Annotated in this window: 20 protein-coding genes and 1 pseudogene; 2 read left to right on the forward strand and 19 right to left on the reverse strand. The window is 71.5% G+C overall.

What is annotated here, in order from left to right; translation table 11 throughout:
- Positions 1 to 74: 74 nt before the first annotated feature.
- The 13 genes and pseudogenes from ACT2CW_RS09645 to proS all read right to left on the reverse strand — a co-directional run bounded on the left by ACT2CW_RS09645 (position 75) and on the right by proS (position 9,898).
- Positions 75 to 383 (reverse strand): DUF2469 domain-containing protein, encoded by a 309-nt coding sequence (locus tag ACT2CW_RS09645; protein WP_004944840.1) that lies wholly within the window; start codon positions 381 to 383, stop codon positions 75 to 77.
- A gap of 39 nt (positions 384 to 422) precedes the next feature.
- Positions 423 to 956 (reverse strand): NUDIX hydrolase, encoded by a 534-nt coding sequence (locus tag ACT2CW_RS09650; RefSeq protein ID WP_445516272.1) that lies wholly within the window; start codon positions 954 to 956, stop codon positions 423 to 425.
- Complete coding sequence (gene lepB / locus ACT2CW_RS09655; protein WP_445516273.1) at positions 949 to 1,719, reverse strand: signal peptidase I; 771 nt, start codon at positions 1,717 to 1,719, stop codon at positions 949 to 951. The genes ACT2CW_RS09650 and lepB (ACT2CW_RS09655) overlap by 8 nt, the downstream gene beginning before the upstream one ends.
- A 96-nt stretch (positions 1,720 to 1,815) precedes the next feature.
- Positions 1,816 to 2,910, reverse strand: coding sequence for a signal peptidase I (lepB, locus tag ACT2CW_RS09660; RefSeq protein ID WP_445516274.1), 1,095 nt, complete (start codon positions 2,908 to 2,910; stop codon positions 1,816 to 1,818).
- Positions 2,911 to 3,187: 277 nt separating this feature from the next.
- Positions 3,188 to 3,889 (reverse strand): annotated as a pseudogene (gene lepB / locus ACT2CW_RS09665) (signal peptidase I); the annotation flags it as partial.
- Positions 3,882 to 4,733: a signal peptidase I gene (gene lepB, locus ACT2CW_RS09670; protein ID WP_445516275.1), complete on the reverse strand. Its 852-nt coding sequence runs from the start codon at positions 4,731 to 4,733 to the stop codon at positions 3,882 to 3,884. The gene lepB (ACT2CW_RS09670) and the pseudogene lepB (ACT2CW_RS09665), both read right to left, overlap by 8 nt.
- Before the next feature lie 83 nt (positions 4,734 to 4,816).
- The gene (rplS, locus tag ACT2CW_RS09675) at positions 4,817 to 5,167 is read right to left on the reverse strand and encodes a 50S ribosomal protein L19 (protein WP_086880642.1); all 351 of its coding nucleotides are present in this window, start codon (positions 5,165 to 5,167) and stop codon (positions 4,817 to 4,819) included.
- Positions 5,168 to 5,299: 132 nt separating this feature from the next.
- Positions 5,300 to 6,166, reverse strand: a complete 867-nt coding sequence (gene trmD / locus ACT2CW_RS09680) for a tRNA (guanosine(37)-N1)-methyltransferase TrmD (protein WP_445516276.1) — start codon at positions 6,164 to 6,166, stop codon at positions 5,300 to 5,302.
- Complete coding sequence (gene rimM / locus ACT2CW_RS09685) at positions 6,163 to 6,807, reverse strand: ribosome maturation factor RimM (RefSeq protein WP_445516277.1); 645 nt, start codon at positions 6,805 to 6,807, stop codon at positions 6,163 to 6,165. The genes trmD and rimM overlap by 4 nt, the downstream gene beginning before the upstream one ends.
- 81 nt (positions 6,808 to 6,888) lie before the next feature.
- Positions 6,889 to 7,128 (reverse strand): RNA-binding protein, encoded by a 240-nt coding sequence (locus tag ACT2CW_RS09690; RefSeq protein WP_005311361.1) that lies wholly within the window; start codon positions 7,126 to 7,128, stop codon positions 6,889 to 6,891.
- A 2-nt stretch (positions 7,129 to 7,130) separates the two neighbouring features.
- Positions 7,131 to 7,574, reverse strand: coding sequence for a 30S ribosomal protein S16 (gene rpsP / locus ACT2CW_RS09695; RefSeq protein ID WP_037948612.1), 444 nt, complete (start codon positions 7,572 to 7,574; stop codon positions 7,131 to 7,133).
- Positions 7,575 to 7,729: 155 nt separating this feature from the next.
- Positions 7,730 to 8,323 (reverse strand): hypothetical protein, encoded by a 594-nt coding sequence (locus ACT2CW_RS09700; protein WP_030834213.1) that lies wholly within the window; start codon positions 8,321 to 8,323, stop codon positions 7,730 to 7,732.
- Between the two features lie 159 nt (positions 8,324 to 8,482).
- The gene (gene proS, locus ACT2CW_RS09705) at positions 8,483 to 9,898 is read right to left on the reverse strand and encodes a proline--tRNA ligase (protein ID WP_164431288.1); all 1,416 of its coding nucleotides are present in this window, start codon (positions 9,896 to 9,898) and stop codon (positions 8,483 to 8,485) included.
- Positions 9,899 to 10,217: 319 nt separating this feature from the next.
- Here proS and ACT2CW_RS09710 point away from each other — a divergent pair, with 319 nt between their 5' ends.
- Positions 10,218 to 11,114, forward strand: a complete 897-nt coding sequence (locus ACT2CW_RS09710) for a methyltransferase domain-containing protein (RefSeq protein ID WP_445516278.1) — start codon at positions 10,218 to 10,220, stop codon at positions 11,112 to 11,114.
- Positions 11,115 to 11,200: 86 nt separating this feature from the next.
- Here the strand turns inward: ACT2CW_RS09710 and ffh are convergent, their stop codons facing one another.
- From ffh to nsdA, 5 genes are all read right to left on the reverse strand, one after another.
- Entirely contained in the window at positions 11,201 to 12,748 is a 1,548-nt protein-coding gene (gene ffh, locus ACT2CW_RS09715; RefSeq protein WP_164431297.1) for a signal recognition particle protein, read from the reverse strand.
- 502 nt (positions 12,749 to 13,250) lie between these two features.
- Positions 13,251 to 15,824 (reverse strand): [protein-PII] uridylyltransferase, encoded by a 2,574-nt coding sequence (locus tag ACT2CW_RS09720; protein WP_445516279.1) that lies wholly within the window; start codon positions 15,822 to 15,824, stop codon positions 13,251 to 13,253.
- A 40-nt stretch (positions 15,825 to 15,864) separates the two neighbouring features.
- A complete protein-coding gene (locus tag ACT2CW_RS09725; protein ID WP_014055184.1) occupies positions 15,865 to 16,203 on the reverse strand; it encodes a P-II family nitrogen regulator in 339 nt (112 codons plus the stop codon).
- On the reverse strand, positions 16,200 to 17,492 hold the full coding sequence (locus ACT2CW_RS09730; protein WP_414083458.1) for an ammonium transporter: 1,293 nt from the start codon (positions 17,490 to 17,492) through the stop codon (positions 16,200 to 16,202). The genes ACT2CW_RS09725 and ACT2CW_RS09730 overlap by 4 nt, the downstream gene beginning before the upstream one ends.
- Before the next feature lie 207 nt (positions 17,493 to 17,699).
- Positions 17,700 to 19,214 carry a transcriptional repressor NsdA gene (gene nsdA, locus ACT2CW_RS09735; protein ID WP_445516280.1) on the reverse strand — a complete coding sequence of 505 codons (1,515 nt, stop codon included), beginning with the start codon at positions 19,212 to 19,214 and terminating at the stop codon, positions 17,700 to 17,702.
- A gap of 450 nt (positions 19,215 to 19,664) precedes the next feature.
- Here nsdA and ACT2CW_RS09740 point away from each other — a divergent pair, with 450 nt between their 5' ends.
- Entirely contained in the window at positions 19,665 to 20,336 is a 672-nt protein-coding gene (locus ACT2CW_RS09740; RefSeq protein ID WP_037948600.1) for a bifunctional DNA primase/polymerase, read from the forward strand.
- A gap of 93 nt (positions 20,337 to 20,429) precedes the next feature.
- On the opposite strand, the gene ftsY is transcribed toward ACT2CW_RS09740, so the two are convergent.
- Positions 20,430 to 21,641 (reverse strand): signal recognition particle-docking protein FtsY, encoded by a 1,212-nt coding sequence (gene ftsY, locus ACT2CW_RS09745; RefSeq protein WP_164431304.1) that lies wholly within the window; start codon positions 21,639 to 21,641, stop codon positions 20,430 to 20,432.
- Between the last annotated feature and the right edge of the window lie 20 nt (positions 21,642 to 21,661).

The raw sequence follows: 21,661 nt of genomic DNA on the forward strand, positions 1-21,661 counted from the left end.
AGGTGGAGTCAGCCGCCCGAGAGTTCAGGTCAGCCCCCAGAAAGATCGGATCAGCTGCCCGGAAAGGTCGGGGGTCAGCCGCTCGGAAGATCGAGGTCGCTCTTGTTCAGCTCCTCGATGTTCACGTCCTTGAACGTGAGAACCCGTACCTGCTTCACGAAACGGGCCGGGCGGTACATGTCCCAGACCCAGGCGTCGGCCATCGACACCTCGAAGAAGACCTCACCCTGGACCGAGTGCACCTGCATCTCGTAGTCGTTGGTGAGATAGAAGCGGCGCTCGGTCTCGATCACATATTTGAACAGACCGACGACATCGCGGTACTCCCGGTAGAGCTTCAGCTCCATCTCGGTCTCGTACTTCTCGAGGTCCTCGGCGCTCATGGCATGTTCCCCTTCAGCCGTGCGTCCCCCCATTGTGCGTCAGACGCGCTCAGTCTCCAGGATCACCGGTGTACTCGGAGGTCCCTCGACGAGCAGCGTACGCAACAGCTCCGCCAGCCGTGTCGGGTACACCGGCTCGGTGGCCGTGGCCAGCTCATCCGCCGTCCACCAGCGCAGACCGGCCACGCTCCGCCGCTCCAGCTCCGTCAGCCCGCCGCCGGCCCGCGCCGGGGTCTGTTGGGTACGACACAGGTAGTACCACTCGTCCTGGTCCCAGCGCCGCCCGGCGAACGGGAAGGAGCAGATCCGCCGCCACAGCAGCGGGCCGAGCCGCATATCGGTGATCCCGGTCTCCTCCGCGAGCTCGCGGAGCGCGGCCTCCTCGCGGCTCTCCTCGCCCTCCAGGCCGCCTCCCGGGGTGAACCACCAGGTGGACGAGGGATCGTCCGGTTCGAAGCCGTGCAGCAGCAGGATGCGGTCCTGCGGGTCCAGCAGCACCACCCGGGCGACCTTCCGCAGCCGCCGCTCGTCCGTGCCGGTCGTCCGCTCGGCTCCGTCAGGCCCGTCAGCCACTCGCGGCCACCTTCCCCTTCGCCGCCTGGTCCCGCCGGGCGCCGCCGCCCGACCTGCGCCGGGCGATCGGCCCATGGGCCGCGCCCGCCAGGATCAGCACCGCACCCACGATGACCGCGATCAGGATCGGCCCCAGCGGCCCCGGCTGCGAGATCCCGCCCGGCAGCGTCTTGAAGGCGTCGGGCCGCCCCACGGTCCCCCAGGACCCCAGCGGCCAGGCGGTGGCGTCCACCCGGGCGTCCACCGCGCCGCGCTCCACGGCGCCGCCCGCCTCGTCGGTGAGGTGCACCCGCGAGTCCAGGGAGTCGCTGCGATGGTCGCCCATCAGGAACAGCCGGTCCTTGGGCACGGTGGTGGAGAAGACCGAGGAGGAGGCCTGCTCCCCCGAGCGCAGATACGGTTCCTCGAGGACCTTGCCGTTCACCCGCAGCCGGCCCTGCTTGTCACAGCACTCGACCCGGTCGCCGCCGACCCCGATGACCCGCTTCACCATCGGCAGGTCGCCCCACACCTGATCGCGGAAGACCACCACATCGCCGCGGCGCACATCGCCGCCGTCGACCCGCTCCGCCAGCACCCGGGCGCCCTTGCCGATCGTCGGCGCCATGGAGTCGGTGGGGACCGTGTACGGCTTGTAGAGCAGCGCGCCCCAGACGAAGCCGCCGAGGAACAGCACACAGCCGACGGCCACCGCCAGCCCGGACAGCACACTGCCGGGCGTGCGCCGCGGCTTGCCGCCCCCCACCCCTTGGGCTCCGCTCATTCCAGTGCTCCCGCCGTACGCAACAGACGTAGAAGATCAGGTTCCGTGTGCCCCGGGGCACACGGAACCGCACCTTACCCGGCGGTACGGGCCCCGTCAGCAGTCGGCGGTCAACCGCTCCGGCCGGCTCTCGGCCTCCGTACGGACCTTGGCGATCAGCCGGCGGCGGCGCCACAGCACGATCGGCAGCGCACCCGCGAACCCCAGGGCCGAGGGGGCCATCGCGGCGGCCGCGCCCAGACCCGGCTGGTCGAAGGTGCTCGGCACCGGCAGGGTGGTCCAGCGGTTGATCGGCCAGGCGATGACGATCGCGCGCCCGACGACGTCGTCCACCGAGACCGTGCCGTTGTTCAGGTTCTGGTGGTAGCGGGAGTCAAGCGAGTCCTGCCGGTGGTCGCCCATCACCCAGATCCGGCCATCGGGCACCTTGATCGGGCCGAACGGCTTCTCGTCACAGGGGGTGTTCCCGGGGAAGATGTACGGCTCGTCCAGCGGCTTGCCGTTGACCATGACCTTGCCGCCGCGCTTGCAGGAGACGGTGTCCCCGCCGACCGCGATGACGCGCTTGATCAGGTCCTTCTCCTCCGCCGACGGCATCAGCCCGATAAAGCTGAGCGCCTTCTGGATCCCCTCGGCGACCGGTCCTGAGCTCTTGGTCTGCGACTCGCCGAGCCAGCCGCCCGGGTCGTGGAAGACGACCACCTCGCCGCGCTCCGGCTCGGAGCCGAACCACGGGGTGAGCTTGTCCACCAGCACCCGGTCGCCCCGCTGGAGGGTGTCCTGCATCGAGTCGGACGGGATCGAGAACGCCTGCACCAGGAAGGTCTTGATCAGCAGCGCCAGGGCCAGCGCGATGACGACCAGGATCGGCAGTTCCTTCCAGAAGGAGCGCACCTTCTTGGGCTTCCCGAGCTTCCCGGGCCCGCCGGGCTTCCCGGGGCCCGGCTGATCCGCCCCGTCCCCGGGCCCGGGCGGATCAGCCGCGCCGGGACCGCCCTGGGGATCGGAGGGTTCCGGCCCGCCATCGGCTCCGCGTGGGTCCGACGCCCTCGGCGCGGCAGCCGCCCCGTTCGTGGGTGCACCGGCTTCGGGCGCCTCGTCCGCCCCGTCCGTGGGGTGCTCCGCCCCCGTCCCGGGCTGCCTCTCGGGCTCTTCGTGACCGGATCGTGCGCCGACCGCCAAATCCCCCACATCCACTCCTCACGCCTGACTGCCGCCTGCCCCACGAACGGCGCAGGATCACCACTCCCATAACGAGCGGGAGTTCCGCAGGGGTCGGGAGCTGGACCATTCCTTGCTGATCCATGGGGGACAGCCTATGTGCCGAGCCCTCGGCCTGTGTCGCCCCACTCGGCGCGTCCTTCACCGAGGCGTAGGTGCCCGGTTCCTCGAGGCGCCGCATGTGCCCGAACGGCCACGCGATCACCACAGCGCGGCCGACCACCATGTTGTCCGGCACCGTGCCCTGGTACGGCTCGTCCAGATGGACCCGGGAGTCCGCCGAGTTGGACCGGTGATCACCCATCACGAACATCCGCCCCTGAGGGACCGTCACCTTGAACTGCTTCTGCGACGGCGGATTGCCCGGGTGCAGATACGGTTCGTTCAGCGGCGTCCCGTTGACGGTGACCTTACCGTTCGTATCGCAGCACTCCACCGTGTCGCCGCCCACGGCGACCACCCGCTTGATCAGGTCCTGCTCGTCGGAGGACGGCAGCAGCCCGATGAAGGTCAGGAACTCCTTGCCCTGCTTGATGACCGGCGGGTCGTCCTTGGGTGGCTTCCGCTCGTCGTCCAGCCACCCCCCGGGGTCCTTGAACACCACCACATCGCCGCGCTCCGGCTTCGAGCCGAACCACGGGGTGAACTTGTCCACCAGCACCCGGTCGCCGATCCGGATGGTCTGCTCCATCGAGCCGGACGGAATGACGAACGCCTGCACCAGGAAGGTCTTCAGGACGAGCGCGATCACCAGCGCCACGCCCACCAGGATCGGTATCTCCTTGACGGCCGAACGGCGCCGCCTGCGCTTGATACGCCGCTGGATCTTGCGCCGCTCCGCGCGCCCGCCCACCCGGCGCTCACCCGGCGGACGGGGAGTGCCCAGGTCGACGCCGGGGGGCTGAGCGGCCTGGCGCGCCGCGGCACGAGGACGCCCACGCTTACCCATGGGCACCGCCAGAGGCGGCGGACGGTATGCGGCCGGGCGCCGCGGGCACGCTGGTGAAGGCGTCCGTCCGGGGTACGCCGGACCAGCGGCCGAACGGCCAGCCGATCCATTCGGCGCGGCCGATCACCTTGTCGACGGGGACCGTGCCCCCGCCCGGAGCGCCCAGATAGTCGCGCGAGTCCCGGGAGGCGTCGCGGTGGTCGCCCATCACCCACAGCCGTCCTTCGGGCACCACGATGTCGAAGCGCACCCGCGAGGGGCTGTCCCCGGGGTGCAGATAGTGCTCGTCCACCGGCTGACCGTTCACCTCGATCCTCCCCCGCTCGTCGCAGCAGGTGACCCGGTCACCACCGATGCCCACCACGCGCTTGACGTAGTCGGACTCGGCCGGTTCGGCCAGCCCGACCGCCGCGGCCGCCTTGCGCAGCAGACCCGTCACCGGATTCCCGGACGGCTCCTCGTCTCCGAAGGAACCGGCTCCGTCGAACACGACAACGTCGCCGCGGCTCGGATCGTCCCCGAAACGGTAGGCGAGCTTGTTCACAAGCACTCTGTCCCCGGGGCGCAGGGTGCTCTCCATCGAACCGCTCGGGATCAGGAACGGCTGGAGCACAAAGCCGCTCACCAACAGCACGAACGCGGCACACGCGGTCGCGAGCAGCGCCGCCCGCCGCCAGCGCCCGCCGCCGACCGGCCGGCCCCCGCGCAGCCATCGCGGCAGCCGCCCGGCGGACCGGGGCTCCCCGGTCCGCGCGGAGGCATGCGAAGAGCGCGACCGCCCCTCGTGCTCCTTCTCGGAGCCCGGGGAGCGGTCGCGCTCCGCGAGCTGTCCTTCGGTGTTCATCGGGCCAGAGCCTATCCGGCCCGGCCGGATGATCCGGCGGTAGCTCAGTAGTCGCGCAAAATCGCCGCGATCCAGCCGCGAGCTCAGCTCTCGCGCTTCTCCTTGATCTTGGCGGCCTTGCCGCGGAGGTCGCGCAGGTAGTACAGCTTCGCGCGGCGCACATCACCGCGGGTGACGACCTCGATCTTCTCGACGATCGGAGTGTGCACCGGGAAGGTGCGCTCCACGCCGACGCTGAAGCTCACCTTGCGGACGGTGAAGGTCTCGCGGACACCGGAGCCCTGACGGCGGATGACGACGCCCTTGAACTGCTGGACACGGGAGCGGTTGCCCTCGATGACGCGGACGTGGACGTTGACCGTGTCGCCGGGGCGGAAGGTCGGGATATCGGTGCGCAGCGACGCGGAGTCGACGGTGTCGAGCAGGTGAGACATGATCGTCTGCTTTCTTCGCCGATGCCACAGGTCATCAGCGGAATATCGGATGATGATTCGGAGTGCCGCCCTCATCGGGTGGGCGTCGGTCCCCCTGTGGCAGGGGCGCACACCCGGACGTACGGCAGCGGCCTATTCTTCCACGGCACGGTCCGGCCGCCCAAATCGGGCCCCACCGGTCGTCCCGCTGGTCGTACCGCCAGTCGTCCCGCCGGTCCCGGGCAGCTCCTCCCAGCCCAGCTCGGCCAGGAGCGCACGGTCATGCTTGTCGAGCGTCGCCGGGTCGCAGCGCTCGATCAGATCGGGGCGGTTCTCGCTGGTACGGCGGAACGCCTCGTCCCGGCGCCAGCGGGCGACCTTGCCGTGGTGGCCGCTGATCAGCACCTCCGGGATGGAGCGGCCGCGCCACTCCGGGGGCTTGGTGTAGACGGGCCCCTCCAGGAGGTCGGCCATCGTGCCGGGGGCGAAGGAGTCGTCACGGTGCGACTCGGCGTTCCCCAGCACGCCCGGCAGCAGCCGGGCCACCGCCTCGGTGATCACCAGCACCGCGGCCTCGCCGCCGGCCAGGACGTAGTCGCCGATCGAGACCTCGTGGACCTCCAGCCGTTCGCCGTACTCCTCGATCACCCGGCGGTCGATGCCCTCGTAGCGGGCGGGCGCGAAGACCAGCCAGGGGCGCTCGGCGAGCTCGACGGCGAGGGCCTGGGTGAACGGACGGCCGGACGGAGTCGGCACGATCAGCGTGGGCTTGACCAGCCCCTCGGCCTCGCCCGACGCCATGATCGAGTCAAGCGCCTCGCCCCAGGGCTCGGGCTTCATCACCATGCCGGGGCCGCCGCCGTACGGGGTGTCGTCGACCGTGTTGTGCCGGTCGTGCGTCCAGTCGCGCAGATCGTGGACGCGCACATCGAGTTGGCCGCGGGCGCGGGCCTTGCCGACCAGCGAGACGTTCAGCGGCTCCAGGTACTCGGGGAAGATCGTGACGACGTCGAGCCTCATGACGACTCATCCTCACGGCCGCCTGCGGTGTCGCCCTTACGGTCGTCACCCGCGGTCTCACCGCTGCCCGCGGCCGCGCTCTTACGGCCGCCCGCGGTCTCGTCCTTACGGCTGCCCGCGATCTCCGCCTCCGCCTCGTCGAGCAGGCCCGGCGGCGGGTCGATCACGGCGCGCTGCTCCTCCAGATCGATCTCCGGCACGACCTCGGAGACGAACGGGATCATCACCTCACCCCCATCGGGGCGCTTCACGACCAGCAGGTCCTGGTACGGCAGATGGGAGATCTCGGAGATCCGCCCGACCTCCGTGCCGTCCACGGTGACCACATCGAGGTCGATCAGCTGATGGTCGTAGAACTCCTCGGGATCCTCGGGGAGTTCCTCCGGGTCGACCTCGGCGATCAGCAGGATGTTGCGCAGCGCCTCCGCGGCGTTGCGGTCGCGTACGCCTTCGAAGCGCAGCAGCAGCCGGCCGCTGTGCACCCGGCCGGACTCGATGGTCAGCGGCCCGGCCGAGGCGGGCTCGGTGGCCAGCACGGCGCCCGGGCCGAGCCGCAGCTCCGGCTCGTCCGTCCGCACCTCGACGGTGACCTCGCCCTTGATGCCATGGGCGCGGCCGATCCGCGCGACAACCAACTGCACGATGCGATGTCCCTTCACACACACGGGCCGGGGACGGCCCAAAGCCCTCCCCGGCCCGTGCCGGTGCTCTTCTTGATCGCCTCAGCGGACCTGATCGACGTCGACGAGGTCGACGCGGATCCCACGGCCGCCGATGGCGCCCACGACGGTGCGCAGGGCGCGTGCGGTGCGGCCATTGCGGCCGATCACCTTGCCGAGGTCATCGGGGTGCACCCGGACCTCCAGCACCCGCCCACGCCGCAGGTTGCGCGAGGCCACCTGCACGTCGTCGGGGTTGTCGACGATGCCCTTCACCAGGTGCTCGAGGGCCTCCTCGAGCATCCTCAGGCCTCAGTCGACGCGGTGGACTCAGCGGACTCGGCCGCCTCGTCCGACTTCTTGTCGGCCTTCTTCGCCTTCGGGGTGATCGCCTCACCCTTCGGCTCGTCTCCGGCGTCCTTGGCGGCCGCCTCGAACAGCGCGCGCTTGTCGGCCTTGGGCTCGGCGACCTTCATCGGAGCCGGGGCGGGCAGACCCTTGAACTTCTGCCAGTCGCCGGTGACCTTCAGAATGGCCAGCACGGGCTCGGTCGGCTGCGCGCCGACCTTCAGCCAGTGCTGCACGCGCTCCGAGTCGACCTCGATGCGCGACGGGTTCTGCACCGGGTGGTACAGACCGATCTCCTCGATGGCCCGGCCGTCACGGCGGGTACGGGAGTCGGCGACGACGATGCGGTAGTGAGGCGACCGGATCTTGCCCAGACGCTTCAGCTTGATCTTGACTGCCACGGGAGTGGTGTCTCCTGGTCTTGACGTGGTTGAGCACTGCGACGTGCCGCGTGGGGTTGCGGTACCCGAGTGCCCGATGGACGCGTCAGTCGTAGGAGAGAGGGGTCCTGGTCGACTGTCGAGTACAGCAGACCATTCTGCCACACCGTGACAGGTCAGCCGACCGCGGCCACCGGCTCCGGAATGCGGAACGGCTTCCCGCATCCTCCGCACATGATCGGCGCCTGGGCCAGCACCGACGGGACGACGCGGACATTGCGCCCGCAGTCGCACACCGCCTTGACCCGGACCCCGCCACCGGACGAGCCGTGGCGCGCGGCGGGCCCGCGGAAGGTGCGGGAGGTCTCGGCGGTGGTCGCCACGGTGTGCGCCTTGAGCGCGCGCTGGAGGCGGTCGATTGTCGTCCGGTACCGCTTTCTCGCCTCGGGACTGAGGGTGACCAGCGAGAAGCCGCTGCTGGGATGCGGCTCCTCGGGGTGGTCAAGACCCAGCTCCTCGGCGATCGCCAGGAACCGGCGGTTGTGGTAGCGGCCGGCGCGTGAGGTGTCACGGACACCGCGGGCAGCGGCGATCCCATGCACTGCCTCATGCAGCAGCCGTTCGAAGGAGAGCTCGGCGCCACATGCGGACGACGATTCTCCGATCAGCGATTCGGGCGCGGCGAGATCCGGCAGCTCGGGGTGGTGCCGTTGAATATCGGCCCACGCCTGCGCCAGCTCTGCGGCGAGAACAGGTGGTGTCGTGCTCACGTCGTGCTAACGAGCGGGACCGGTCCGGTGTTCCGATTCCGGGGCATCCCAAATAATTTGCACGTACCAGTCAGTTCACGGTGATGTACGACGACGAGGGGCGGGTGCGTAAATGTATGGATGAGCCACGCACCGCGCACCAAGCCGGTACGTACCGGTTCAGTAGGCCCTCGCGACGAACGCGACGTTACCGGGAGCGTCGTCGGCGTCCGGCACCGCCCCGTCCTCGGTGACCAGACACCGCACGGAAACGGACCGCTCGGCGAGCGCCGCCTCGCCCTCCGGCCCCAGGTCCGCCCACCGGATGCGGGCCCAGCCGCCCGCGGCCGCGGCCTCGGCGGCCTCCTCCATGGTCGTCACGTCCGTGGTGCGCGCCTTACGGCGTTCACGGGCCTGCCGCAGCAGCAGCGCCTGATCCTCCTCCAGGACCTTGGGCAGCAGCTCCGGCAGCAGCTCGGCGCGCACCGGCTCCTTGCCGCCGGGGATCCGCCGGGCCACCATCGCGGTGCCGCCCTCCAGGTCGCGCGGGCCGACCTCGACCCGGACCGGCACGCCCTTGAGCTCCCAGTCGACCGCGCGCCGGCCGAAAGGGGTGTCCGTACGGTCGTCGACGTGGACCCGCACGCCCGCCGCGGTGAGCAGCTCGCCGATCTCGCGGACCTTGGCGAGCACCGCGTCATCGCCCTTGATCGCCAGCACCACGACCTGGATCGGGGCCAGCCGCGGCGGGATCCGCAGCCCGTTGTCGTCGCCGTGCATCATCACCAGCGCGCCGACCATCCGGGTCGTGCTGCCCCAGGAGGTCTGCCAGACCAGCTCCTGCTCGCCGTCCTTGGACAGATAGCTGGTGTGGAAGGCCCGGGCGAAGTTCTGGCCCAGCTCATGGCTGGTGCCCAGCTGGAGCGCCTTGCCGTCGCCCATCATCCCTTCGAGGGTGAGGGTGTTGAGGGCGCCGGCGAACCGCTCCCGGGCGGTCTTGCGGCCCAGGACCAGGTCCATCGCCAGGACGTCCTCCATGAACCGGGCGTAGACCTCGCGGTGGATGCGGGCGGCGAAGTCCCGGGCGTCCTCGTACGAGGCGTGCGCGGTGTGACCCTCCTGCCACAGGAACTCGGTCGTCCGCAGGAACAGCCGCGGCCGCAGCTCCCAACGCACCACATTGGCCCACTGGTTGATCAGCAGCGGCAGATCGCGGTAGCTCTGCACCCACTTGGAGAAGTACTCGTTGACGATCGTCTCGGAGGTGGGCCGGACGACGACCGGCTCCTCGAGCTCCTTACCGCCGCCATGGGTGACGACCGCGAGCTCCGGCGCGAACCCCTCGACGTGATCGGCCTCCTTGGCCAGATACGACTGCGGGATGAAGAGCGGGAAGTACGCGTTCTGGACGCCGACCGCCTTGATGCGGGCGTCCATGTCCTGCTGCATCCGCTCCCACAGCCCGTACCCGTACGGTCGGATCACCATGGTGCCGCGCACCGGGCCGTTGTCGGCCAGTTCGGCCTTGTTGATCACGTCCTGGTACCAGCGGGGGAAGTCCTCCGTCTGGGGGGTGAGCACGGGAGCCTTAGCCATGGCGCCGATCGTACGGCTCGGGGGTACCGAACCGTGAATCGGACCAAAACGAGCCGATCAGTGCCGGCCACCGCCCGCGCCGCGCCCGCGGACCTCCGGCGGCCCGGCGGAGGTCAGGGGGCGGTTCGGGGAGCGAGGCATACGCACAGGTGTGCGGGGGCGCACAAAGGGGGCACGCAAGCACGGCCGTGAAACCTCTGGACGCGGGGACGGATGCGGAGTTCCCTGGCATTTGGGGGTGGGACGTCACAACGCACCACGGGGGATGTGACACCGAATCTGACGACGGCACAGCTCTTCGCTGATTGGGGCCCTTTCGATGACATCTACGCTCGTACGGCGGCACCGTCCGCGCCCCTCCTCGTCGTGGACGACGGACGCGCACGCTCGCACCCGCGACTGGGCGGAGATCCAGGAGCGGATGCTGGTCCCGCTGTACGAGGCCGTGTACGAACGGCTGGACGTCGGCGCCGGAACGCGTCTGCTGGGCCTGGGCTGCGGCTCCGGGCTCGCCCTCCTCATCGCGGCCGCGCGCGGCGCCGCGGTCTGCGGAGTGGACACGGACGAGCGGCGCCTGGACCTCGCCCGGGAGCGGCTGACCGCCGCGGACACGCCGGACGACCGGGCGCGGCCCGCCCGGCTGGGCCTCGGCGGCCCGGAGAGCCCCTGTGTGCGGGAGGCCACGGCGGACGCGGCCTTCACGGTGGTGACCGCCTTCGAGCCGCTGTCCGCCCTGGGCGCGGGGAGCCCCGGTGCGACGGTGTCCGACGCGGCGTCCACGCTCGCGGCCGCCGCGGCCGGAACCGAGCGCGGCGGGGTCGTGGTGCTCGCCGGATGGGGCCCGCCGGAGCGCTGCGCCACCTCCGGGGTGCTGCGGGTGGGCGCCCGGCTCGCCGACCCCATGTGCGCACCCGGCCGGGAGGTGCCCGCTCCCGCGCGCTGGCGGCTGTGCGGCCGGGACGACTTGGAGGAGCTGGCCGCGCGGGCGGGCCTGCGGCCCGACGGTTCGGGCCGGGTGGCCTGCCCGTTCGGGTACGCCGACATGGACAGCGCGGTGCGCGGGCTGCTGTCGACGGGGCTGTTCGACGCGGCGGAGCGGGCCACGGATCCGATCCAGGTCCGTAAGGAGATCACCGAAGCGCTGCATCCGCATCAGCGGGCGGACGGCACGGTGTGGATGCCGAACGTCTTCCGCTATCTGATCTGCCGGATCTGAACGGGCCCATTGCGTAAGGCCCCTGGCGGTGTGCGCAGGGGCCTTACGGTTCGCTCGTACGGGCGCGGCCCGGGAGCCGGGGCGGCTCAGCCCATGAACTTCTTGAACTCGTCGGGGAGTTCGAAGTCCTGGCCGCCCTGGTCGCCGTTGGGCAGCCCGAACGCGCCGCCCTGCTCGCGGCGCGCCGCGGCGGCCTGCTCCTCGGCCTTGCGCTTCATGGGGTTGCCCGAGCGCTGCTTGCCCTTGGCCTTCTTCTGCTGCTTGCCCTTGCGCTTGTTGGCGCCGCCCATGCCCGGCATGCCCGGCATCCCGGGCATCCCCGGCATGCCGCCCTGGGCCATCTTCGACATCATCTTGCGCGCGTCGAAGAACCGCTCCACCAGGTTCTTGACCGCGCTCACCTCGACGCCGGAACCGCGGGCGATACGGGCGCGGCGCGAGCCGTTGATGATCGTGGGGTCCTGGCGCTCGCCGGGGGTCATCGACTTGATGATGGCCGCCGTACGGTCCACATCCCGCTCGTCCAGGTTGTTGATCTGGTCCTTCATCTGGCCCATGCCCGGCAGCATGCCGAGCAGCTTGGAGATGGAGCCCATCTTGCGGACCTGCTCCATCTGCGCCAGGAAGTCGTCGAGCGTGAACTCCTTGGGGCCCTTCGCCAGCTTGGCCGCCATCTTCTCGGCCTCTTGCTGGCTGAAGGTCTGCTCGGCCTTCTCGATCAGGCTGAGCATGTCGCCCATGCCGAGGATGCGGGACGCCATGCGGTCCGGGTGGAACGCGTCGAAGTCGTCCAGCTTCTCGCCGTTGGAGGCGAACATGATCTGGCGGCCGGTGACATGCGCGATGGACAGCGCGGCGCCGCCGCGGGCGTCGCCGTCCAGCTTGGAGAGCACCACACCGTCGAAGCCGACGCCGTCGCGGAACGCCTCCGCGGTGTTCACCGCGTCCTGGCCGATCATCGCGTCGACGACGAAGAGGACCTCGTCCGGGCGGACCGCGTCGCGGATGTCGGCGGCCTGCCGCATCAGCTCCTCGTCGATGCCGAGGCGGCCCGCGGTGTCGACGATCACGACGTCGTGCTGCTTGGTGCGGGCGAACTCGATCGAGTCCTGCGCCACCTTCACCGGGTCGCCGACGCCATTGCCGGGCTCGGGGGCGAAGACGGCGACACCGGCCCGCTCCGCGACCACCGAGAGCTGGTTGACGGCGTTGGGGCGCTGGAGGTCACAGGCGACGAGCAGCGGGGTGTGGCCCTGGCCCTTCAGCCAGCGGCCGAGCTTTCCGGCGAGCGTGGTCTTACCGGCGCCCTGGAGACCCGCGAGCATGATCACGGTCGGCGGCTGCTTGGCGAAGCGGAGGCGCCGGGCGTCGCCGCCGAGGATGCCGATGAGCTCCTCGTTGACGATCTTGATGACCTGCTGGGCGGGGTTGAGCGCCTGGGAGACCTCCGCGCCGAGGCTGCGCTCCTTGACCTGCTTGATGAACGCCCGGACGACGGGCAGCGCCACGTCGGCTTCGAGCAGGGCGATCCGGATCTCGCGTGCCGTGGCGTCGATGTCCGCCTCGCTGAGGCGTCCCTTGCCCCGGAGGTTCTTGAAAGTCGCTGCGAGGCGATCGGAGAGGGTATCGAACACGGTGGTCGCGAATCCTTCGGTCGGATGTCGGGTCGGTGGTCGGCCTCCAAGGGTATCCGCCCGTCGTGCGAACGGTCTGCCCCCGGGTTTGCGACGCGACTGTTGTTCCGGGGGCTCCGCCCCCGTGCCCCCACCGGGGCTCCGCCCCGGACCCCGCTCCTCAAACGCCGGAGGGGCTGGGAGGTGGGGCCGATCCGCCCCTTGAGCGACGGTGGCCCGAGCGAGGCTCAGCCCCGCCCTGGCCCGCTCCTCAAGCGCCGGAGGGGCTGGGAGGCGGGCCGATCCGCCCCCTCCGGCGATGCTGGCCCGAGGGGGCTCAGCCCCCTCTCCTCAAACGCCGGAGGGGCTGGGAGGTTGGGCGACCCGCTCCCCCGGGCCACGGTGGTCCGGAGCGCGGCTCAGCCCCGCCCGGGTCCGCTCCCCAAGTGCCGGAGAGGCTGGGAGGCGGGCCGATCCGCGCCCTCAGACGACGGTGGCCCGAGCGAGGCTCAGGCACCGCTTCTCAAGCGCTAGGCGTGCTGGTCAGCGCGGTCTCGACCTGCTGGGCCACCTCGGCCGCGTGCATGGGCTTCAGGGGGGCGCCGGCGTCATCTGTGACATAGAACGCGTCCACCGCGTTGGCGCCGAGGGTGGAGACGTGGGCGCTGCGGACCGCGACGCCGGCGTGTTCCAGGGCGCGGCCGATGCGGTGCAGCAGGCCGGGGGCGTCCTGGGCGCGGACCTCGATCACGGTGGCGAGCTGGGAGCTGCCGGGGGCGACCGTGACCCGGGGTGGTGGGGCGTGCACCCCGCGGCGGCGGGGGTACTTGCGGTAGGCGGCCTCGCGCTCGGCGAGGCGGGCGACGATGTCGAGGGAGCCGTCCAGGGCGCGCAGCAGGTCGTTCCGGAGCCGGGCGGCCTGGGGCAGCGAGCCGTACTCGGCCGCCACCCGCCAGCTCAGCAGCAGCACCCCGCCCGGCGCGCCTGCCGCCTCCGCCGCGTCCAGCTCCGACGGCAGCTCGACGGCGCGCAGGTCCGCCGCGCGCACCGTAAGGCGGTGCAGGGCGAGGACACCGGCCGCCGTGGCGAGGACGCCGGGCTGGTCGGGGACGGCGATGAGGAGTTCCACGCCGATCGGTTCGGGGCCGGTGGGCCCCTCCTCCGAGGGCCCTTCGGTGACGTCCGTAAGGAGGCCCGTTTCGCCGGGCGGCAGTGATTCGGAGCGGGCGTGCAGGGCCAGCACCGGGCCGCCGGTGCGCCATGCCTCGACCGCCAGGCGCTCCTGCTCGGCCGTGGTCTGTTGCGGGGTGGACCAGTCGTCCGCGGGTTCACCGGCGAGCACCGCCGAGACCCGCTTGACCAGGTCGGTGACGAGGGAGCCGCGCCAGGCGCTCCAGGCCGCGGGGCCGGTGGCGAGGGCGTCGGCCTCGGTGAGGGCGTGCAGCAGTTCCAGCGTGGTGACGCTGCCGACGGCCTCGGCGACCGAGCGCACCGTGGCCGGGTCGTCCAGGTCGCGGCGGGTGGCGGTCTCGACGAGCAGCAGATGGTGGCGTACGAGGGTGGCGAGGACCGCGACGTCCGCGCGGTCGAAGCCGATGCGGGCGGCGACGTCGCGGGCGATGGTCTCCCCGGCCACCGAGTGGTCGCCGGGCCAGCCCTTGCCGATGTCGTGCAGCAGCGCGGCGACCAGCAGCAGATCGGGGCGGCCGACCCGGCGGCTGAGTGCGCTGGCCCGCACCGCGGTCTCGACCAGGTGCCGGTCCACGGTCCAGCGGTGGACCGGGTTGCGCTGTGGACGGCAGCGCACCCGCTCCCAGTCCGGCAGCAGCCGGGTGATCAGCCCCTCGGCTTCCAGGGCCTCCCACACTCCGACGGTGGACTCGCCCGCGCCCAGCAGTGTGATCAGCTGCTCCCTGGCCTCGGGCGGCCACGGCACGGGCAGCGGCCGGGCGGCGGCGGTCAGCCGCCGTACGGCGTGCAGGGAGAGCGGCAGTCCGGCCTGGGCGGCGGCCGCGGCGGCCCGGAGGGGGAGCACGGGGTCGCGGTCGGGGCGCGCGGCGCGGGCCAGCACCACCTCGCCGTCCTGCTCCACCACGCCCTCGGCTAGCGGGCTGCGCTCCCCCGCGTCCGCCCCGCCTCCGGCGCCTCCTCGGCCGCCGAGGAGGGCGCGCAGCCGGGGCCGGGCGGCCGAGCGGGCGCGCAGCACCCGTTCGACCTCGCGCCAGGTGACATCGGAGGCGTAGGAGATGAGCCGGGCGGATTCGTAGATCTGGCGCAGCAGGGCATCGGCGTCCAGCAGTCCGAGGGCGCCCGCGACCTGGTCCTGCTCCTGGAGGGCGAGGCGGTCGGTGGCACGCCCCGTGGACAGGTGGAGCGCGTCGCGGGCGTCCAGCAGCCGCCGCCGCGCCTCGTCGAGGCCCTCGCGGGGGGCGTCGGCGAGCCAGGAGGCGGCGATGGCGCGCAGCGCGGTGGCGTCGCGGAGCCCGCCGCGGGCCTCCTTCAGATCGGGTTCGAGCAGGAACTGGAGCTCTCCGTGGCGCTCGGCGCGCTCCTGGCACAGCGCGTGGAGCTCGGGCAGCCGCCGCGGGGCCTGGGCGCGCCAGTCGGCGAGGACGGCGGTGCGCAGATCGGCGGTGAGCGCGGCGTCGCCCGCGATGTGGCGGGCGTCGAGCAGGCCGAGCTGGACCTTCAGATCCTCGGCGGCGGTCCCGCGGGCCTCGTCGGGGGTGCGCACGGAGTGGTCGAGGGCGAGGCCCATGTCCCAGACGGGGTACCAGATGTGGTCGGCGAGCGCGGCGAGGGCCGAACGGTCGGCGGAGCCGTCGTGCAGCAGCAGCACATCGAGGTCGCTGCGCGGGGAGAGTTCGCCGCGTCCGTAGCCGCCGACGGCCACCAGGGCGGCGCCCCGGGCGATCCCCGCGGTCTCCGCGCCGCCGGTGAGCAGGGCGGCCAGCCACCGGTCGGTGAGGTCGGCCAGCGCGGTGCGGCGCGGCGGCCCGGACCGCGACTCCTCCTGGAGGAGTCGCAGCCGGGCCGCCGCGTAGCCGCCGGGCCCCGAGTCGGTGGTGTGGGTCGTGGTCTCGAGGCTTTCCGTCAACTCGGCTCCCTGTCCGCGTGCCACTGGTGGTCCGGAGGGGTCAGAGGGCGTCCGGGCCGCGCTCCCCGGTGCGGACGCGGACCGCGGTCTCGACGGGGACGCTCCAGACCTTGCCGTCCCCGATCTTTCCGGTACGCGCGGCCTTGACCACGACATCGACCAGGTCGTCGGCGTCCTCGTCCTCGACCAGCACCTCTATGCGCACCTTGGGCACCAGGTCGACGGTGTACTCCGCGCCCCGGTAGACCTCGGTGTGGCCGCGCTGACGGCCGTAACCGCTGGCCTCGGTGACGGTCAGCCCCTGCACGCCGAACGCTTGCAGCGCTTCCTTGATCTCGTCGAGCCGGTGCGGCTTCACTACCGCGGTGATGAGCTTCACGCGTCCACCTTCTTGTTGTGCGACTTCTGCGGCGCGGACGCGCCGGCCTGGTCTGCGGCGGGCACCGTACTACGCGGGGACCCGCCGACCGCGCTGAAGTCATAGGCGGTCTCGGCGTGGAACGCCTGGTCGACGCCGCCGAGCTCATCGTCCTCACTGGCCCGGAAGCCGATGGTGACGTGGATGAGCTTGGCCAGGATCCAGGAGACGGCGAAGGAGTAGAACAGCACCGTGAAGGCACCGAGGGCCTGCTTGCCCAGCTGGGTCATGCCGCCGACGCCGTCGGTGGCGAGGACGCCGACCAGGAGGGTGCCGATGAGGCCGCCGACCAGGTGCACCCCGACCACGTCGAGCGAGTCGTCGTAGCCCAGCTTGTACTTGAGGCTGACGGCCCAGGAGCAGACGACTCCGGCCACCAGGCCGATCACGATGGCGCCCCAGGCGTTGACCGCCGCACCGGAGGGGGTGATGGCGACCAGGCCCGCGACCGCGCCGGAGGCGGCGCCCAGGGTGGTGAACGCGCCGTGCCGGATGCGCTCGTAGGCGAGCCAGCCGAGCATGGCGACGCCGGTGGCGACCTGGGTGTTGAAGGCCATGTTGGCGGCGGTCCCGTTGGCGGCGAGGGCGGAGCCGGCGTTGAAGCCGAACCAGCCGAACCACAGCAGTCCGGAGCCGAGCATCACCAGCGGCAGGTTGTGCGGGCGCATCGGGTCCTTCTTGAAGCCGATGCGCTTGCCGAGCACCAGGGCCACGGCGAGGCCCGCGGCGCCCGCGTTGATGTGGACCGCCGTACCGCCCGCGAAGTCGATGACCTCCCGCTTGAACAGCCAGCCGTCGGCCTGCCAGACCCAGTGCGCGACCGGGAAGTAGACGACCGTGGTCCACAGGGTGATGAAGAGCGTCCAGGCGCCGAACTTGACGCGGTCGGCGACGGCTCCGCTGATCAGCGCGGGGGTGATCACCGCGAACATCAGCTGGAAGAGCGCGAAGGCCAGGACCGGGATCGCGTCCGGCTTCTCGCCCCACAGCGAGGTCGGGTCGATGCCCTTGAAGCCGATGTGGTCGAGATTGCCCAGCAGCCCGCCGCCGACGTCATCGCCGAAGGTGAGCGAGTAGCCGTACAGCACCCACAGCAGCGAGACGACGCCGAGCGAGATGAAGGACATCATCAGCATGTTCAGGGCGCTCTTCACCCGCACCATGCCGCCGTAGAAGAAGGCCAGGCCAGGGGTCATCAGCATCACGAGCGCGGCGCTGATCAAGACGAACGCTGTATTTGCGCCATTCAATGTGGACGTCTCCTCGAAACGACGGCCCGTGCGGGCAGGACATCGGTGGGCCGGTATTCGCCTCGAGGTTGGCGCAGCGCCGTTTCAGCCGATGCCGCCCGATGTTTCACCGCAGTGACGAAGGGCGCGGGAGTGTTACGTGGCGGTGAACCGCGGTGGTCGGGCCGGAGCCCTCCGTTACGGTGTCGCAATCATCGCCGGGGCCGCTCAGACGGCCTGGCCGGGACCCGTCGTCTCGGGGTTGTCGGGCATCAGGGTGGCCAGCCGCTCACTGAGGTCGGTGATCTCCGGCACGTCGCCGAACTGGCGCACCGCCGTGTCCACGGTCTTGCGCAGCCGGTTGTTGACCCGCTCCGAGCGCACCCGCTTGGCGAGCGGCAGCGCCTCGCGGGCGACCGCGGCGGCCTGCTCGGGCTCCTTCTGGAGGAGATGGACGGTGGCCATGCCGATCAGGTTGAGCGCATACGAACGCTGGGGACCGGACTCGTTCTCGGTCTCCTGGCCGAAGAGCCGCACGGCCTTGCGCATGACCGGGTCGGCCATCTTGGCGTAGGTGGGGCTGCGGCCGGCCACATAGGCGAGATCGCGGTAGGAGTGGGCGTTCTCCGCGTTGAGCTCGGCCTCGGAGAAGAAGCGGATCCAGTCCGGGTCGCCGTCGCCCCCGGCGCAATCGGCGAAGGTGTCCTCGGCCATCTTCACCGCGCGGTGGCACTTGCTGGGCTGACCCATATTGGCGTAGGCGCGGGCCTCCATCGCATACAGCATGGCCTGGGTGCGCGGCGTGGCGTTCTCCCGGCTGCCGTACTGCGCGAGATGGATCAGCTCCAGCGCGTCGTCGGGCCGCCCGACGTGGATCATCTGGCGGCTCATGCTGGAGAGCACGTACGAACCGAGGGGGCGGTCGCCGGACTCCTTGGCCGCGTGGAGGGCGAGCACGAAGTACTTCTGCGCGGTGGGCTGGAGTCCGATGTCGTAGCTCATCCACCCGGCCAGCTGGGCGAGCTCGCCCGCGACCTTGAACAGCCGCCGGGAGACCGCGTCCGGATGCGGCTCCTGGAGCAGGTCGGTGACCTCGTGCAGCTGGCCGACCACCGCCTTGCGGCGCAGCCCGCCCCCGCACTGGGCGTCCCAGGCGCGGAACATCACGATGGTGGACTCCAGCAGCTCCAGCTCCGGCTCGGAGAGCCGGGAGACCCGGCGCGCGCGCCCGCCGTCGGCCGCCCGGCCGCCGCCGAGCTGTCCGCTCGTGGAGGGCACCAGCCAGCGCTGCATGGGCTCGATGAGGGCGGGGCCCGCGGACAGCGAGAGCGAGGTGCCGAGGAAGCCGCGGCGGGCCAGCATCAGATCGCTGCGGGAGAACTCACCGATCAGCGCGACCGTTTCGGGCCCGGCCCAGGGAAGGTCCACCCCGGACACGGACGGTGACCGGTGGACGGCGCGCAGCCCGAGGTCCTCGATGCCGACCACACAGCCGAAGCGCTCGGAGAAAAGCTCGGAGAGGATCTGCGGAATCGGCTCGCGGGGCTGCTCGCCGTCCAGCCAGCGGCGCACCCGCGAGGTGTCCGTGCTGATGTGGTGGGCACCTAACTGCCGCGCTCTGCGGTTGACTTGGCGCGCCAGCTCCCCCTTCGACCAGCCGCTGCGCACGAACCACGACCCCAATTGCGCATTGGGGCGCTTCCCAGCACCGCCGTCGCTGTCGCCCACCCGGAACGCCCCCATCCCACGAATCTTCCCGGACCGCCACCAGAATGCCCTCTGTCACGGTCAGTTGTCCCCGCGATGCGGCGCATCAACCGTCCGGACGGGGAACCGCCTCATGCCAGTGGCATGTACCGATCCGTACTCCGCCCGTCGTCAGCTCGCATTCGAGCGAGCGCCACTTCCAGGGACTGTGCACTGAAAGTAATCCTACGATCACGCCTCCGGCGAGGCGGTTCCCGAAAACGCCACCATTCGCCACCCCTTCGAATGAACCCGGTTGCGGTTTCCCACGATTCACTTGACACCGAGGCGACGGGAACAGGTGAAGGGGTGCATGTGGGGGCGCGCGAGTCGCGTCTCACCACCTCCGTCACATCGGAGCGCACACCTCCGCACCTCATCGGCGACGGAGCGTCATCGCGGCGCTTCGGCTCGTAACCATCGAGAGCGGGACCCGTTGGAGGGGGCATGGGCTTCACGATCGGCGGCATCCGGGACATGCGGTCCGGCTCGCGGCGCCGCGGCCGTACGTCCGAGTCCACGACGGTGGCGGAGTACACCGGGCTGTGGGGCTGGGACGTGGTGCCGGGCGCGCGGGCGGCACGGGGCTCGGGGGGTGGCAGAAACGAATGTTCATGCGGTGACCGGGACTGTCCCTCCCCGGGGGCGCATCCGCTCGGCTTCGCCCCCGGCGTCCCGGCGGGCGCCACGCTGGACGCCGCCGCGGCCGCGTGGGAGCGGGTCCCGGGAGCGGCCGTACTGCTGCCCGTGGGCCGCTCGTTCGACATCCTCGAGGTCTCGGAGTACGCGGGCGGACACGCGCTGGTCCGGCTGGAGCGGATGGGGCTGCCCCTCGGCCCGGTGGCCGCCACCCCGCACGGGCGCGCCCAGTTCTTCGTCGCCCCCGGCGCCGCCGCCGAACTCCCCGAGCTGCTGTACCGCATGGGGTGGGACGACGCCGATCTCGATCTGCGCTGCCTGGGCCCGGGCGACCACATCACCGCCCCGCCCTCGGATCTCGGCGGCCTCGGACCGGTCCGCTGGCTGCGCCCGCCGACCCTCGACACCGCGGGCCGCCCGCCGCACGCCCGGCTGGTGCTGGGGACCCTGGCCTATCTGAGTCATCGGGCCGGGGGCTGAAGGCGGCCCGCCCCTCGCGTGCGAACGCCGGACGGGCCGGGAGTTCGACCCCGGCCCGTCCGGCGCGATACGGGTGATCCCCCTCCACCGGCCTCAGCCGCCGATCAGCGCGTCGACGAACGCCTCCGGCTCGAACGGCGCGAGGTCGTCCGCGCCCTCGCCCAGGCCCACCAGCTTGACCGGGACGTTCAGCTCGCGCTGGACCGCCACCACGATGCCGCCCTTGGCGGTGCCGTCCAGCTTGGTCAGCACGATGCCGGTGATGTCCACCACCTCGGCGAACACCCGCGCCTGCACCAGGCCGTTCTGCCCGGTCGTGGCGTCCAGGACCAGCAGCACCTCGTCCACCGCGCCGTGCTTCTCCACGACCCGCTTGACCTTGCCCAGCTCGTCCATCAGACCGGTCTTGGTGTGCAGCCGCCCGGCGGTGTCGATAAGGACGACATCCGCGCCCTCGGCGATGCCCTCCTTCACCGCGTCGAAGGCGACCGACGCCGGATCGCCGGCCTCCGGCCCCCGGACCGTACGGGCACCGACCCGCTCGCCCCAGGTCTGGAGCTGATCGGCGGCGGCGGCGCGGAAGGTGTCGGCCGCGCCGAGCACCACCGACTTGCCGTCGGCGACGAGCACCCGGGCCAGCTTGCCGGTCGTGGTCGTCTTACCGGTGCCATTGACGCCGACGACCATGACGACGCCCGGCTTCTCCTCACCGTTCGCGCCCACACCGCTCTCGGTGTGCACCGAACGGTCGGCCTCGGTGCCGATGAGGTGCAGCAGCTCCTCGCGCAGCAGACCGCGCAGCTCGTCGGGCGTACGGGTGCCGAGCACCTTCACCCGCTCCCGCAGCCGCTCGACCAGCTCCTGGGTCGGCGCCACACCGACGTCCGCGGTCAGCAGCGTGTCCTCGACCTCCTCCCAGGTCTCGTCGTCGAGGTGCTCCCGGGACAGCAGCGTCAGCAGCCCCTTGCCCAGAGTGTTCTGGGAGCGGGACAGCCGGGCGCGCAGCCGGACCAGCCGGCCGGCGGTCGGCTCCGGGACCTCGATCGGCGGGGCCTCGGGCGCGGGTGCCTCCGCGGTCGCGGCCCCGGCGCCCGGAAGGTCCACCTCCTCGATGGTTCTGCGTGGTTCCTCACGCGGGGTTTCGGCCTCCTCGCCGACGTGCGGTTCGGCGGGCGGCGCGGTGACGGTGGGGCTGCTCGGCGGGGGCGGGGGCAGCCGCTTCTTCTTGCGGCCGCTGATCACGAGCCCGCTGATCGCGGCGACCGCGACCACAGCGATGACTACGGCAAGGATGAGGTATTCCATAACGCCACCCAGTATCAGCC

Source organism: Streptomyces sp. NEAU-174 (assembly GCF_052665095.1).

Coding starts and splice junctions, on each gene's coding strand:
- ACT2CW_RS09645 (WP_004944840.1), bottom strand. CDS start 383: ATGAGCGCCGAGGACCTCGAGAAGTACGAGACCGAGATGGAGCTGAAG.
- lepB (WP_445516273.1), bottom strand. CDS start 1,719: ATGAGCGGAGCCCAAGGGGTGGGGGGCGGCAAGCCGCGGCGCACGCCC.
- lepB (WP_445516275.1), bottom strand. CDS start 4,733: ATGAACACCGAAGGACAGCTCGCGGAGCGCGACCGCTCCCCGGGCTCC.
- rplS (WP_086880642.1), bottom strand. CDS start 5,167: ATGTCTCACCTGCTCGACACCGTCGACTCCGCGTCGCTGCGCACCGAT.
- trmD (WP_445516276.1), bottom strand. CDS start 6,166: ATGAGGCTCGACGTCGTCACGATCTTCCCCGAGTACCTGGAGCCGCTG.
- ACT2CW_RS09690 (WP_005311361.1), bottom strand. CDS start 7,128: ATGCTCGAGGAGGCCCTCGAGCACCTGGTGAAGGGCATCGTCGACAAC.
- proS (WP_164431288.1), bottom strand. CDS start 9,898: ATGGCTAAGGCTCCCGTGCTCACCCCCCAGACGGAGGACTTCCCCCGC.
- ACT2CW_RS09710 (WP_445516278.1), top strand. CDS start 10,218: ATGACATCTACGCTCGTACGGCGGCACCGTCCGCGCCCCTCCTCGTCG.
- nsdA (WP_445516280.1), bottom strand. CDS start 19,214: ATGGGGGCGTTCCGGGTGGGCGACAGCGACGGCGGTGCTGGGAAGCGC.
- ACT2CW_RS09740 (WP_037948600.1), top strand. CDS start 19,665: ATGGGCTTCACGATCGGCGGCATCCGGGACATGCGGTCCGGCTCGCGG.
- ftsY (WP_164431304.1), bottom strand. CDS start 21,641: ATGGAATACCTCATCCTTGCCGTAGTCATCGCTGTGGTCGCGGTCGCC.